Here is a 12,776-nt window from a genome sequence, read left to right as displayed (position 1 = left end):
GGATCGGCCGCTTCCGTCGTCTCTTCCAGTGCCAGGTCTCACACGCCCGGAAATTCGTACAGCCGTCACGAGGGAGCAAGGCGTTGTCCATCGTCATCGAGCAGCCCGTAGAGGCCCGCCTGGTCGCCGCGTCACCGCGCATGCCGAGCATCCCCGCCACCCTGCGCTACGACCGCGAGGACCCGTTCGCCGTGCGCATGACCTTCCCGGCCCCGGCCACCCTGGAGGGGGTCGACGTCTGCTGGACGTTCTCCCGCGAGCTGCTGGCGGCCGGGCTGCACGCCCCCGAGGGCAGCGGGGACGTCCGGGTGCGGCCGTACGGCTACGACCGGACCGTGCTGGAGTTCCACGCCCCCGAGGGCACCGCCGTCATCCATGTGCGCACGGGCGAGATACGCCGGTTCCTGGAGGCGACCGGCGACCTGGTGCCCACCGGTCTCGAACACCTCCAGCTGGACCTGGACCACGACCTGGCCGAGCTGATGCGGGACGCCTGCTGAGTCAGCTCTCCCGCGCCAGCAGGGCGTTGAGCTCGCCGTAGCCGAGCCCGCCCGCCAGCGCCCCGTACGTTCCCGCGTCCAGCAGCTCCCGCGCGGCGCGGCGGACGGCCGCGTGCGCGGCCTCGGCCAGGCCGGAGCCGGCGCTCACCCGGGCCACCCCGAGGGCGGCCAGTTCGGCGACGGCCGGCGCGCCCGGGCCCACCAGCACGTTCAGCGGCCCGTCGACACCCTCGACCAGCTCCTTGACCGTCGCCGGATCGACCACCCCGGGGACGAAGATCCCGTCGGCGCCCGCGGCCCGGAAGGCGGCGGCCCGCTCCAGGGTGGCGTCCACTCCCCCGCCGGCACGCAGGAACGTGTCGATCCGGGCGTTCACGAACAACGGCACGCCCTCCTTGTCCGCGGCCTCCCGTGCGGCGGCGATGCGCTCGGCCTGCCCGGCGACCGACCGCAGCGGTCCGTCGCCCGCCTCGTCGCCGTACAGCGCGTCCTCGACGTTGACGCCCACCGCGCCCGCCGCGAGCACCGCGCGGACGGTGTCGGCGACACCCTCCGGGTCCTCGGCGTACCCGCTCTCGATGTCGGCGCTGACCGGAACCCGCACCGTGGCGGCGATGCGCCGCACGGCCGCCAGCGCACGCTCCCGGTCCAGCCGGTCGCCGTCGGCGGCGCCGAGGGCCCAGGCGAGCCCGGCGCTGGTGGTGGCCACCGCGGCGGCACCCGCGTCCTCGGCGAGCCGGGCGCTCACCGCGTCCCAGGCGTTGGGGAGGACGAGCGGCCGCCCCGGGACGTGCAGGGCGTGGAAGGCGAGGGCGTGGTCCCGGAGGGTGCTCTGGTTGTTCGTCATGCGGACGACTCAACCACCCCGTGCCGGACGGAGGCTGGCAGGAATCCGACATGCAGGTGGCGCCCGGCCGGACCGCCGTCCCGCGCGTCGACGCCCCGGTTTTAATGCGTTGACGCCTCGCCGAGCCCGCTCGTACGGTGGACACGTCCTGTTGCCGCCGATTGGAGAAGGACGTTGCTCGTCTGAGGTCCCGAGACACCGCGTCACACCCGTGAGGTGTGTCTGTGGCGTTCGACCTCGGCGTGCGAGCCGTCCTCCCGGCACAGGATCTCTCCCTGGCCCTCTCGGCTGCTGCCTCGCGGTGTCTCGACACGCGTCCGTCCCCCGACACCGCAAGCAACCGCGAGGCGCCCATGTCAGCATCCCTGAGCATCACGTCCCTGTCCTTCGCCTGGCCCGACGGCTCCCCCGTCTTCGACGGCCTGGACATCTCCTTCGGCCCCGGCCGCACCGGCCTGGTCGGTGTCAACGGATCGGGGAAGTCGACGCTGCTGAAGCTCGTCGCCGGAGAACTCACCCCGGCCGACGGCTCCGTGAAGGTGGCCGGTGAGGTCGGCCACCTCCCGCAGAACGTCACGCTCGACACCGCGCTGCGCGTCGAGGAGGTGCTCGGCATCGCCGAGCGGCGGGCCGCGCTGCACGCCATCGAGGCGGGTGACGTGTCCGAGACGCACTTCGAGACGCTCGGCGACGCCTGGGGACGTCGAGGAGCGCGCCCTGGTCACCCTCGGCGAACTCGGCCTGGACCACATCGGCCTGGACCGCACCGTCGGCGAGGTGTCCGGCGGCGAGTCGGTGCTGCTGCGGCTGGCCGCGCTGCTCCTTCGGCGACCGGACGTGCTGCTGCTCGACGAACCCACCAACAACCTCGACCTGTACGCCCGCAGGCGGCTGTACGCGGCCGTCGCCTCCTGGCCGGGCGTGCTGATCGTGGTCAGCCACGACCGTGAACTCCTCGACCTGGTCGACCAGATCGCCGACCTGCGCGCCGGGGAGGTCACCTGGTACGGCGGCAACTTCTCGGCGTACGAGGCGGCCCTGGCCGTCGAACAGGAGGCGGCCGAGCGCATGGTGCGGGTCGCCGAGGCCGATGTCCGCAAGCAGAAGCGCGAACTCTCCGACGCCCAGGTCAAACTGGCCCGCCGCAAGCGGTACGGGCAGAAGATGTTCGAGCAGAAGCGCGAGCCGAAGATCGTCATGGGGGCGCGCAAGCGCGCGGCCCAGGAGTCCGCGGGCAAGCACCGCATCATGCACGAGGAACGGCTCAGCGAGGCGAAGGAGCGGCTCGACGAGGCGGTGGAGGCGGTGCGGGACGACGACGAGATCCGCGTCGAACTGCCGTACACGGCCGTGCCGCCGGGCCGGAACGTGCTGACGCTGGAGAACCTGGAGCTCGCGCACGGCTCGCGGGTGAAGGGGATCGTCGACCTGCGCGGGCCCGAGCGGATCGCGCTGATCGGGCGCAACGGCGCGGGCAAGACGACGCTGCTGCGGACGATCGCCGGGGAGCTGGCACCGGTCGCGGGCGAGGTGCACACGCACGTGCCGATGCGTTTCCTGCCGCAGCGGCTGGACGTTCTCGACGACGGGCTGACCGTCGCCGAGAACGTGGCCCGGTTCGCGCCGGACGCCGGCAACAACCGGATCCGGGCGCGGCTGGCCCGCTTCCTGTTCCGGGGCGCCCGGGCCGACCAGCAGGCCGGGACGCTCTCCGGCGGCGAGCGCTTCCGGGCCGCGCTGGCCGCGCTGCTGCTCGCGGAGCCCGCGCCGCAGCTGCTGATGCTGGACGAGCCGACGAACAACCTCGACATGGCGAGCGTCCGGCAGCTCACCACGGCCCTGGAGTCGTACGCGGGCGCCCTGGTCGTGGCCAGTCACGACCTGCCGTTCCTGGAGTCGGTCGGGATCACGCGGTGGCTGCTGATGGCGGACGGGGAGCTGACGGGCACGACTCCGGACGAGGTGGCCCGGCTCGGGGAGGACACAGCCTGACAACGGGGGGTTTTGTCGACACGGACCCGCCCTGCATGATGGCGGTCCGGCGCCCCGCCATGGGCGCCGGACCGACCCCGACCCCGGAGACCCGTCGTGCCCAGCAAGAAGGCCCTCATCCGCCGCCCCAGCCCGCGCCTCGCCGAAGGCCTGGTGACGCACATCGAGCGGGAGAAGGTCGACGTCGAGCTCGCCCAGGAGCAGTGGGAGGCCTACGCGGAGGCCCTGCGCACGCACGGCTGGGAGACCGTCGAGGTGGACCCGGAGGACGACTGCCCGGACTCGGTGTTCGTCGAGGACACGGTCGTCATGTACCGGAACGTGGCGCTGATCACCCGGCCCGGCGCCGAGTCCAGGCGCGCGGAGACGGCCGGCGTCGAGGAGGCGGTGGCCCGGCTCGGCTGCTCGGTGAACTGGATCTGGGAACCGGGGACCCTGGACGGCGGTGACGTCCTCAAGGTCGGCGACACCGTGTACGTCGGCCGCGGCGGACGGACCAACGCGGCCGGGGTGCAGCAGCTGCGGGCCGCGTTCGAGCCGCTGGGCGCGCGGGTGGTCGCCGTGCCCGTGAGCAAGGTGCTGCATCTCAAGTCGGCGGTGACCGCGCTGCCCGACGGAACGATTCTGGGGCACATCCCGAACGTGGACCGGCCGTCGCTGTTCCCGGGGTTCCTGGCGGTGCCCGAGGAAGCCGGCGCTCATGTGGTGCTGCTCGGCGGCGGCAAGTTGCTCATGTCGGCGAGCGCGCCGAAGACCGCGGAGCTGCTGGCCGACCTCGGCCACGAGGTGGTCACGGTGGACATATCCGAGTTCGAGAAGCTTGAGGGATGTGTGACGTGCCTCTCGGTGCGGCTGCGGGAGCTGTACGCCTGACGGGTGATCGTTTCACCTCTTCAGCCCCGGGACCTGCGCGTCCCGGGGCCGCTTGGCATGTCCCGAATGGCCTTGCGCACCAGGCCTGATCAGCAGTCTTTACAGCGCACTTAACCTACGGCTTCGTAACCTACGGATTCGTAGCCTACGATCACGTAGGTTTCCGGCCCCGCTCGCCGGTCTTCCCCCGTTCATCCGCTCTTGTTCGGCGTCCCCCTGGAGTTCTCGTGACGATCACTTCTCCCCACCTCGGCAGCCCGTCCGTGTGGACCGACGCGCGGCTGCTGTACGCCCTGGAGGAAGTGGTCGAGAAGGAGCTGAACCGGCATCTGAAGGTCGCCAAGGACTGGATGCCGCACGAGTACGTGCCGTGGACGGACGCCCGCAACTTCCCCGGCTTCTTCGAGGACGGCGAGGCCTGGGGCAAGGAGCAGTCCAAGGTCACCGAGATCGGCCGGACCGCGCTGGTGGTGAACCTGCTCACCGAGGACAACCTGCCCAGCTACCACCACGAGATCGCCTCGCTGTTCGGCCGGGACGGCGCCTGGGGCACGTGGGTGCACCGCTGGACCGCCGAGGAGGGCCGGCACGGCATCGTGATGCGCGACTACCTGCTCGCCTCGCGCGCGGTGGACCCGGACAAGCTGGAGCAGTTCCGGATGTCGCACATGAGTGAGGGCTTCGAGTCGGACAACCGGCACTCGATGCTGCACTCGATCGCCTACGTCGCCTTCCAGGAGCTCGCGACCCGCATCTCGCACCGCAACACCGGCCACCAGTCCGGCGACCCGGTCTGCGACCGCATGCTGGCCCGCATCGCGACCGACGAGAACCTGCACATGGTCTTCTACCGCAACCTCCTGAAGGCCGCGTTCGAACTGGCCCCCGACCTGACCATGCAGGCGGTGCGGGACGTCGTCGTGGACTTCCGGATGCCCGGGCACGGCATCCCCGGCTTCGAGCGGGCCGCCGCCCAGATGGCGATCGGCGAGGTCTACAACCTGCGCATCCACCACGACGACGTGCTCCAGCCGGTGCTGCGCCACCTGAAGGTCCTGGAGATCGACGGCCTGGGCCCGGAGGGCCTCAAGGCGCAGGAGGAACTCGGCCTGTTCATGGGCGGACTGGACGCGGAGGCCGCGAAGTTCGACGAGAAGCTGGCCGCGCGCAAGGCCCGGATGGCGGCGCGCGCCGGCGCCTGACGCGACGACGGACGGGCGCCCGGATTTTCCGGTGCGCCCTGTCGGCGGCCTGCGGCATCATGCGCGCATGCGTGCTGACACCACCTCCGGCCGGGCGGTCGGCTTCCTGCTGGACCTGATCGACGCCGCGGACGCCGACCGGGTACGCGCGCGTGTCGGGCTGCCCCGGCCGGTGCCGGAGGACCTCCGGGAGGCCGGTCGCCGGATCTCCCCATGGGTGCCGGCGCTGCCGTCCTCGGTGGTGCTGTGGATGCTCCAGGAGGACGACCCGGATCTGAACGTCGTGGTCTGGCACCTGCTCACCGACCGGGAGACGGCGTTGCGGCGGGCCGTCCTGGACGGCGTGCCGTTCGGCCCGGGCCGGCTCCTCGCGGTGCAGGTCGATCCGGCCCTGCGCGACAACCAGGCGGAGCCGCCGGTCCCCGACCGGGTCGCCCGCGTCGGACTCGTGGCCGCCCTGCGCGAGTCGGCGTCCATGGCGGCGGCGCGGGAGACCGCCTCCATGGTCTACCGGCGTGAGCACTGGCAGACGGTCGCCGAGGCGGACCGCGAGAACTCCCTGCCCGGCTACGTCCGCTGGGCCCTGTCCGTCCGCCCGGACTGCCCGCCCTCGCTGCGCGCCCAGTTCGGCAGCCACCGCAAGTTCGACTTCCGGGTCCGCCAGGCGGGCATCCTGGACGGCCCGGCCGGCTACGCGCTGGACCACGGACCGGCCCTGGACGTCCTCAAGGTGCTCTCCCTGGGACACGTGCTGTTCCCGCGCCGCGCCGCCGAGGCGGGGGACGCGCTGCGCCCGCTGGTCCGGGACCACCTGGGCGACCGCGAGGAGGCCTGGGCGGTGCTGGCCCAGCTCCTGGACACCTTCCACGGCACGACCGCGGAACTGGTCAGGACCGCGGGGGCCATCGCCTGACCGGCCCCCCACCCGCTGCCGGTACGTCTCCGGACAGCGCTCGGTGAGCTTCACGGCCCGGACCAGCAGCGCGACGGGGACGACCCGGTGGGCCGCGTGAGGGGGGCGGGGCGGCCGGATTCGAACCGGCGTGTTCTGGTTCTGGAGACCGGTGCGCCTGCCTCTGCGCTACGGCCCCGCCCTTGCGGCAGAGCGTAATGCCTTGGCCCGTTGTCAGTGCCGGCTGGTACCAATGGAGCACCGGGGGAACTGCGGGGCGGGGGACGGCACATGGCGTACGGAGAGCGGGGGCGGCCACGCCCTCTCGTGGTAGGCCTGGCCGACCGCAGGGCGCTTGAGGCCTACCGCCCGGCGGATCCGGAGGTCGTGGCTGAGGCGCGGCGGCTGAAGGAGGCCGCGCTGCTGGACTTCGGGCTGACGGAGTCGGCGGTGGCCTCGTGGCTGTACTCGAAGTGCCCGCACCAGATCCCGACGACGGCGGTGGACACGGCGGCCGTGGTCGCCTCGGGCGACGGCACCTGCCTGCTGCTCTACAACCCGGACTTTTTCGTCGGCCTCGGCCTGGACGGCGTGAAGTTCGTCCTGTTCCACGAGGCCCGGCATCTGGTGCACCGGCATCTCCTGGCCGGTCCCGAGCTGCGCGAGGACCCGGTCTTCACGCTGGCCGCCGAGGTCGCCATCAACCACGTGACCCTGGTCCGTCTGGGCCGCACGGAGCTGCCCGTGCTGGACGGCCGGCCGACGGGCGTGGACCCGCGCGCGGTGCACGACGCCTACCGGCAGGACCTGACGGCCCACGGCCTGGACCCCCTCGTGTACGAGGAGTTCATCGAGACCGACATGCGCGTCTACGGCGAACTGAAGCGGATGTGCGATCCGCCGGTGCCGCCGCCGCTGTGCCCGCACCTGGTGGCCGGTCTGGTCCCCGCCGACCAGGAGACGGTCGACGCGGTGGCCTCGTCCGCGCTGCTCAACTCCCTGCTGGCGGCCCGGCGCGGCCACGCGGGCGCCGAGCGCGAGCTGCTCGACCTCATGGACCGCACGGAGGAGGGTTCGGCGCGGGCCGCGAAGCTCTGGGGGAAGCTGGGCGCGGGCATGCTGCGCGGCGAGACCACCCGCACCGGGACCGTCGACTGGTGGCAGCGCTGGCTGGTCGACGTCCTGGGCTCCCGGCTGCGCGACGGCGAGCGGCTGGTGTACCCGAAGAAGCGCGGCGCCCTGCTCGCGGCCCTCGGCCAGAACCCGATGCTCGCCCGGCGCGGCCCGGTGCGCGACAAGGTGCTGGTCATCGCGTACGACACCTCGGGCTCGATGCCGGAGCGGGTGATCGACTGGCTCACCCGGCTCGTCGGCCGGATCGACGGGGTGCAGGCGCACTGGCTGTCCTTCGACGCCGTGGTGATGCCGTTCCGGCCCGGCGAGAGGGTGTACGGCGGGGGCGGCACCAGCTTCCAGGTGGTCGCGGACTTCGTGGAGGGCCGTACCGAAGTGGCGGGCCGGCGCTGCGAGGTGAACCCGGACGCGGTCGTCGTGCTCACCGACGGATACGCCCCGCCGATCACCCCGGCCGAGCCGGAGAAATGGATCTGGCTGATCACCGAGGGCGGCAACGACTGGCCCGAGACGCACACACCCGCGATGGACTGCCATCGCGTCACCACGGGATCACGGTAGATGACCACACAGACGCAGAAGACACAGCAGACGCAGCAGACGCAGCAGACAGAGCGGACGGAGCAGCCCATGGCCTCCCGTCTGGAGTCCTTCATCGACGCGATGATCGACATGGGTCAGACCGGGCAGGTCTTCGGCGAGCACGGCATCGGCAAGACGGCGACGTTCTTCTCGCACCTCGCCCGCGCCCACCCGGACACCGCCCTGGTGTACGTGCCGGCGGCGAACCTGACCCCGGACGACCTGCTGGTCAACGCGCCGGTCCGGGATCCGCAGACGGGCGAACTGGTGCTGCGCCAGCTGGTGATGAGCCAGCTCAAGCCGGGCCGGCCGTTCGTGCTGCTGATCGACGACTCGCTGCAGGCGGGCGACACGATCCAGTCGCAGCTCATGCAGATCGCCTGCAACTGGTCGCTGGGCGAGCACGATCTGCGCGCCCTGGGCTGCGTCGGCGTGTTCCTGACCGACAACGAGTCACTGTCGGAGACCTCGGCACGCCGTGGTGACCTGGCGCTCCTGGACCGCATGGTGACGATGCGGATCACGGCCAACGACACGTCGTGGCGCCGGCATCTCGCGGCCAAGTACCGCCCCTGGGACCTGCGTCCGGTCTTCTCCCTGTGGGCGTCCCTCGCCCCTGCCCTGCGCGAGCTGCTCTCCCCGCGCACCCTGGACCACGTGCTGGCCAACGCGCGCGAGGGCTTCCCGCTGCGGTGGGGCCTGCCGCTGGTCGACGGCGAGCGGCTGCGGCTGGCCGAGCCGGGCCCGGACGGACGGCCGGGACAGAACCGTACGGCCGAGATCCTGGACCGGATCGCCGCGAGCCTGGGCGTCGCCAACCCGGCGACGGTCGCGGACCCGGTGCGGCAGGTGGTGCGGGCGGCGCTGCGCAACCGCTGGACGGTGCTGCTCCAGGGGCCGCCGGGCTGTGGCAAGACGGAGCTGGTCCGGGAGACCCTGCGCGACGGGCTCGGCCGGGACGCCCTGTACTTCTCGCTGCCGGTGACGAACGTCGAGGACCTGTGCGCCCCGGTGCCGTCCCCGGACGGCACGCTCGACAACCTCCTCGCCGCGCCCTTCACGGGCCCGGAGCCCAAGGCGATCGTGTGGGACGAGTACAACCGGCCCAAGGACAAGGCCGCGTTCGCCAAGCTGATGGAGGTCACCCAGGAGTGGTCGCTGGCGGGACGGCGGATCGAGAACCTGCGGGCCCAGATAGCCGTGCAGAATCCGCCGTACCACCTGGGCCGCAAGCTGCTGGTGTCGCGGAACAACATCGCCCAGGCGACCCGGTTCACGGCGTCGCTGCAGGTCGAGCCCGAGGACATCCCGGCCAACGAGTGGCTGCTCGCGCGGTACGGCCGGGACGCCGAGACGGTCCTGGAGTGGTGGAAGCACGACATCGACGACGAGGGCCGGGCCTGGATCACCAAGCGGACCCTGGAGCGGCTCGTCAAGCTGCACCGCAAGGGGCTGCCGCTGGAGATGGGCACGGTCTACCTCGGCGACGGCGAGTACGCGCCGGTGCCGCTGACCGCGCTCGTCGACCGTTTCCAGGGCCGCCCGGTCACCGGTCTGCGCGAGCTGGCCCGGGACGTCGACGCCTGGGAGGCCCGGCTGCGCAGAGCCGCCGCGCACTCGGACGAGGGCGGTGACGACAGCGACGTGGTGCACCAGATCCTCGCCAACGCCGAGCTGTCGCAGCTGAAGAGGCACCGGGCGGCGGTCGGCCGCCTGGTGGCCCTGCTCCCGGCCAAGCTGCGCGCGACCTACCTGGTGGGGGCGTCCGAGCAGCAGCAGCGGTACTGGACGGGGGTCTTCACCGAGCTGCGGCGGAGCTGACGGCCGGGCCGCCGACGGCGGACCCCGGCGCCCCGCTCACCACTCCGCCTCTCGGTAGTCCTTCAGGAACACCCCGGACACCGGGTCCCCGGCCTCGCCGCGCACGATCGGGTCGTAGACGCGGGCCGCGCCGTCGACGATGTCGAGGGGGGTGCGAAAGCCGGCCCCGGCCATCCGGGCCTTCTTCGGGGCCGGGTTCTCGTCGGTGATCCAGCCGGTGTCGACGGCGCACATGTGGACGCCCCGCTCGGCGAGTTCGGCGGCGCTGGTGCGGGTGAGCATGTTGAGGGCGGCCTTGGCCATGTTGGTGTGCGGATGGCCCGGCATCTTGTTGCGGACGGTGAAACGGCCCTCGACGGCGGTCACGTTGACCACGTAGCGGCGCGGCCGGGGCGAGGCCAGCAGCAGCGGGAGCAACCGGTCGCACAGCAGGGCCGGGGCCAGGGCGTTGACGAGCTGGGTCTCCAGGACCTCGGCCGGGTCGAGGGCGCCGAGCCGGGCCGACCAGGAGTTCTCGGGTGACGGGTCGGGCAGCAGCCCGGCCTCGTCGGCCTCGCGCAGCGCGACGGGCAGGGCCGCGGCCGAGCCCGCCAGTCTGCGCATCGGGGTGAACCCGGGGGCCTGCCGGGCGCCCGGGGGCAGCGCGTCGGGTTCGGCGGCGGCCAGCAGAGCGTACGACTCGGGCGGTCTGCGCACGGTCTGGGCCGCGTTGTTGACGAGGATGTCCAGCGGTTCGCCCTCCTGCCGCAGCTCCTCGCACAGGCCGAGCACCTGGCGCGGGTCGCGCAGGTCGACGGCGAGGACGGTGAGCCGGTCCAGCCACTTCGCGCTGCCGGGCGCGGCCTGGAAGCGGCGCCTGGTGTCCTGCGGGAAACGGGAGGTGACCAGGACCTCGGCGCCGTCGCGCAGCATCATCAGCGCCAGCTGGAAGCCGATCTTCACCCTGCCGCCGGTGAGCAGCGCCCGGCGGCCGCCGAGGTCGGTGCTCAGGACGCGGCGTGCGCTGTTGTCGGCGGCGCAGTCGGGGCAGAGCCGGTGGTAGAAGGTGTCGACCTGTCGATAGGGCGACTTGCAGACGTAACAGGTGCGGGGTTTGCGGAAGACGCCGCCGGTGCCGGGCACGGCCAGCGGCGCGTCCTCGCGGCGGTCCGGGGCGCCGGTCGCGGTCGCGGCCATCACGGCGGCGTCGGCGGTCGACGTCTCGGTGCTGCGCGTCCTGCGGCGGCGCAGCCGTCCGTCGCGGGCGAAGGAGGCGGCGACCTGCTCGGCGCGCAGCCGTACCGGGTCGTCGACGGGCAGCGCCCGCAGTTTCCCCACCACGTCGTGGAAGGCGGCCAGTTCCGCCTCGGTGATCGCCTCGCTCATCCGCCCCGCCCAGCCCGTGTCCGCCGTACCGCGGTCCCGGCCGGATTCGAACCGGCGTATCCGTCATGCCATGACGGCGAGTCTGCCTCTGCTCCACAGGACCTCGTCACGCGGCCCGGACGGCCGGATTCGAACCGGCGTCTCCGCCTTGGCAAGGCGGTGCGCCTGCCTCTGCGCTACGTCCGGCCGCGTCCCGGGATCGTAGCCCGGCCGGGGCGTACGGCCGTACCGCATTATCCGGGCAGGCGCGGCCTCAGCGGGACCCGCGGCGCAGTTCCAGGCGTTCCTTCTCGGACAGGCCGCCCCAGACGCCGAAGCGTTCGTCGTTGTCGAGCGCGTACTCCAGGCAGGCCGCACGCATCTCGCACATGCCGCAGATGCGCTTGGCCTCGCGTACCGAGCTGCCGGGCTCGGGAAAGAAGAACTCCGCCCCGGTCTGCGCGCACAACGCCTGCGCCTGCCAGGCCGGGACGGGCGTGCGGGGCGGGGTGATGGTGTCGAAGTGCATGGCCAGGATCGTGCCGGGCGGCGAAAAACGTTCGATCAACGCCCGCTCAACGTCCTGGCGACAGAGCACCGCAGCCTCGATCATGCTCCCGCGCACCACGCCCGTGCACGGCGGCGCGCCAAGCGGATCCGAAACTCGGCGATTGCGTCGGGTGACCCACGGTAACCGGGCTGCGGTGGGCGTGGTCGGGCAGCGATTGTCAGTGGGCGGTGGAAGACTCGGCGCAGCAGAGAACAGGACCCTTCCGAGGAGGGCGATGATGCTCACCACCCGTTTCGTCAACGGCGCTCCCAACTGGATCGACCTCGGCACGCCCGAGATCGACGGCGCCGTCTCCTTCTACCACGGTCTCTTCGGCTGGCAGTTCCGGTCGGCGGGGCCCGACGCCGGCGGTTACGGCTTCTTCCAGCTGGACGGCCGGACCGTCGCCGGCGGTATGCAGACCACCCCGGAGCAGGGTCCGCCGTCCTGGACGGTGTACTTCCGGAGCGAGGACGCGCAGGCCACCGCGAAGGCGGCCGAGCAGGCGCACGGCAGCGTCGTCGCCCAGCCGATGGACGTCATGGGCCAGGGCCACCTGGCGATCCTCACCGACCAGGCGGGCGTCCCCTTCGGCATCTGGCAGCCGGCCCTGACCAAGGGCGTCGACGTGGCGGGCGATCCGGGTTCGCTGTGCTGGGTCGAGCTGTACACCCCGGACATCGCGGCCGCCGCGGCCTACTACTACAAGGTGCTCGGCCTGGAGACCTCCGGCGTGCCCTTCCCCGGCGGCACCTACACCTGCGTCAACCCGGCGGGCGGCGACGACGCGTCGGTGTTCGGCGGGATGGTGCCGCTGGCCGAGGACCCGGCCGAGGCGCAGGCCGGCGCGTACTGGCTGCCGTACTTCGAGGTCGAGGACCCGGACGCGGTGGTCGAGAAGGCCCAGCAGACCGGCGGCCGGGTGCGGATGCCGGCGACCACGCTGGAGGGGGTGGGCCGGATGGCCAAGCTGGCCGACCCGTACGGCGCCCGCTTCGCGGTGATCAAGGGCGAGCCGCAGCAGACCTGACCCGGGAGC

Annotated in this window: 10 protein-coding genes, 3 tRNA genes and 1 pseudogene; 8 read left to right on the top strand and 6 right to left on the bottom strand. The window is 72.4% G+C overall.

Annotation, left to right across the window (positions count from 1 at the left end):
- Positions 1 to 83: 83 nt before the first annotated feature.
- The gene (locus tag ACFZB3_RS04500; RefSeq protein ID WP_361290489.1) at positions 84 to 500 is read left to right on the top strand and encodes an SsgA family sporulation/cell division regulator; all 417 of its coding nucleotides are present in this window, start codon (positions 84 to 86) and stop codon (positions 498 to 500) included.
- A 1-nt stretch (position 501) separates the two neighbouring features.
- Here ACFZB3_RS04500 and ACFZB3_RS04495 read toward each other — a convergent pair whose 3' ends face one another.
- Entirely contained in the window at positions 502 to 1,347 is an 846-nt protein-coding gene (locus ACFZB3_RS04495; protein ID WP_391369429.1) for an isocitrate lyase/phosphoenolpyruvate mutase family protein, read from the bottom strand.
- Between the two features lie 353 nt (positions 1,348 to 1,700).
- Here ACFZB3_RS04495 and ACFZB3_RS04490 point away from each other — a divergent pair.
- The 4 genes and pseudogenes from ACFZB3_RS04490 to ACFZB3_RS04475 all read left to right on the top strand — a co-directional run bounded on the left by ACFZB3_RS04490 (position 1,701) and on the right by ACFZB3_RS04475 (position 6,327).
- Positions 1,701 to 3,339 (top strand): annotated as a pseudogene (locus ACFZB3_RS04490) (ABC-F family ATP-binding cassette domain-containing protein).
- A gap of 96 nt (positions 3,340 to 3,435) precedes the next feature.
- On the top strand, positions 3,436 to 4,212 hold the full coding sequence (gene ddaH, locus ACFZB3_RS04485; RefSeq protein ID WP_391369426.1) for a dimethylargininase: 777 nt from the start codon (positions 3,436 to 3,438) through the stop codon (positions 4,210 to 4,212).
- Positions 4,213 to 4,439: 227 nt separating this feature from the next.
- Entirely contained in the window at positions 4,440 to 5,414 is a 975-nt protein-coding gene (locus tag ACFZB3_RS04480) for an acyl-ACP desaturase (RefSeq protein WP_391369423.1), read from the top strand.
- Between the two features lie 67 nt (positions 5,415 to 5,481).
- Positions 5,482 to 6,327, top strand: coding sequence for a hypothetical protein (locus ACFZB3_RS04475; RefSeq protein ID WP_391369420.1), 846 nt, complete (start codon positions 5,482 to 5,484; stop codon positions 6,325 to 6,327).
- A gap of 104 nt (positions 6,328 to 6,431) precedes the next feature.
- On the opposite strand, the gene ACFZB3_RS04470 is transcribed toward ACFZB3_RS04475, so the two are convergent.
- A tRNA-Trp gene (locus tag ACFZB3_RS04470) sits at positions 6,432 to 6,507 on the bottom strand.
- 90 nt (positions 6,508 to 6,597) lie between these two features.
- Between ACFZB3_RS04470 and ACFZB3_RS04465 the strand changes: the two genes are divergently transcribed.
- The gene (locus tag ACFZB3_RS04465; RefSeq protein WP_391369417.1) at positions 6,598 to 8,001 is read left to right on the top strand and encodes a hypothetical protein; all 1,404 of its coding nucleotides are present in this window, start codon (positions 6,598 to 6,600) and stop codon (positions 7,999 to 8,001) included.
- A gap of 69 nt (positions 8,002 to 8,070) precedes the next feature.
- Entirely contained in the window at positions 8,071 to 9,843 is a 1,773-nt protein-coding gene (locus ACFZB3_RS04460; RefSeq protein ID WP_391369782.1) for an AAA family ATPase, read from the top strand.
- Between the two features lie 36 nt (positions 9,844 to 9,879).
- On the opposite strand, the gene ACFZB3_RS04455 is transcribed toward ACFZB3_RS04460, so the two are convergent.
- From ACFZB3_RS04455 to ACFZB3_RS04440, 4 genes are all read right to left on the bottom strand, one after another.
- The gene (locus ACFZB3_RS04455; protein ID WP_391369414.1) at positions 9,880 to 11,208 is read right to left on the bottom strand and encodes an SDR family NAD(P)-dependent oxidoreductase; all 1,329 of its coding nucleotides are present in this window, start codon (positions 11,206 to 11,208) and stop codon (positions 9,880 to 9,882) included.
- 31 nt (positions 11,209 to 11,239) lie between these two features.
- Positions 11,240 to 11,311 (bottom strand) — tRNA-Ala (locus ACFZB3_RS04450).
- Positions 11,312 to 11,322: 11 nt separating this feature from the next.
- A tRNA-Gly gene (locus ACFZB3_RS04445) sits at positions 11,323 to 11,394 on the bottom strand.
- A 67-nt stretch (positions 11,395 to 11,461) separates the two neighbouring features.
- A complete protein-coding gene (locus ACFZB3_RS04440; RefSeq protein WP_391369779.1) occupies positions 11,462 to 11,716 on the bottom strand; it encodes a WhiB family transcriptional regulator in 255 nt (84 codons plus the stop codon).
- A 259-nt stretch (positions 11,717 to 11,975) separates the two neighbouring features.
- Between ACFZB3_RS04440 and ACFZB3_RS04435 the strand changes: the two genes are divergently transcribed.
- Positions 11,976 to 12,767 carry a VOC family protein gene (locus ACFZB3_RS04435; RefSeq protein ID WP_391369776.1) on the top strand — a complete coding sequence of 264 codons (792 nt, stop codon included), beginning with the start codon at positions 11,976 to 11,978 and terminating at the stop codon, positions 12,765 to 12,767.
- Positions 12,768 to 12,776: the final 9 nt, after the last annotated feature.

The organism is Streptomyces sp. NPDC008092 (genome assembly GCF_042957285.1).
GTDB lineage: Bacteria > Actinomycetota > Actinomycetes > Streptomycetales > Streptomycetaceae > Streptomyces.
The sequence above is the reverse complement of the archived record's forward strand: the minus strand, read 5'-3'. Positions and strand labels throughout refer to the sequence as shown.

What these genes read in the sequence shown, in the direction of transcription:
- ACFZB3_RS04455 (WP_391369414.1), bottom strand. Translation starts at nt 11,208, where the DNA reads ATGAGCGAGGCGATCACCGAGGCGGAACTGGCCGCCTTCCACGACGTG.
- ACFZB3_RS04435 (WP_391369776.1), top strand. Translation starts at nt 11,976, where the DNA reads ATGCTCACCACCCGTTTCGTCAACGGCGCTCCCAACTGGATCGACCTC.
- ACFZB3_RS04475 (WP_391369420.1), top strand. Translation starts at nt 5,482, where the DNA reads ATGCGTGCTGACACCACCTCCGGCCGGGCGGTCGGCTTCCTGCTGGAC.
- ACFZB3_RS04440 (WP_391369779.1), bottom strand. Translation starts at nt 11,716, where the DNA reads ATGCACTTCGACACCATCACCCCGCCCCGCACGCCCGTCCCGGCCTGG.
- ACFZB3_RS04495 (WP_391369429.1), bottom strand. Translation starts at nt 1,347, where the DNA reads ATGACGAACAACCAGAGCACCCTCCGGGACCACGCCCTCGCCTTCCAC.
- ACFZB3_RS04465 (WP_391369417.1), top strand. Translation starts at nt 6,598, where the DNA reads ATGGCGTACGGAGAGCGGGGGCGGCCACGCCCTCTCGTGGTAGGCCTG.
- ACFZB3_RS04460 (WP_391369782.1), top strand. Translation starts at nt 8,071, where the DNA reads ATGGCCTCCCGTCTGGAGTCCTTCATCGACGCGATGATCGACATGGGT.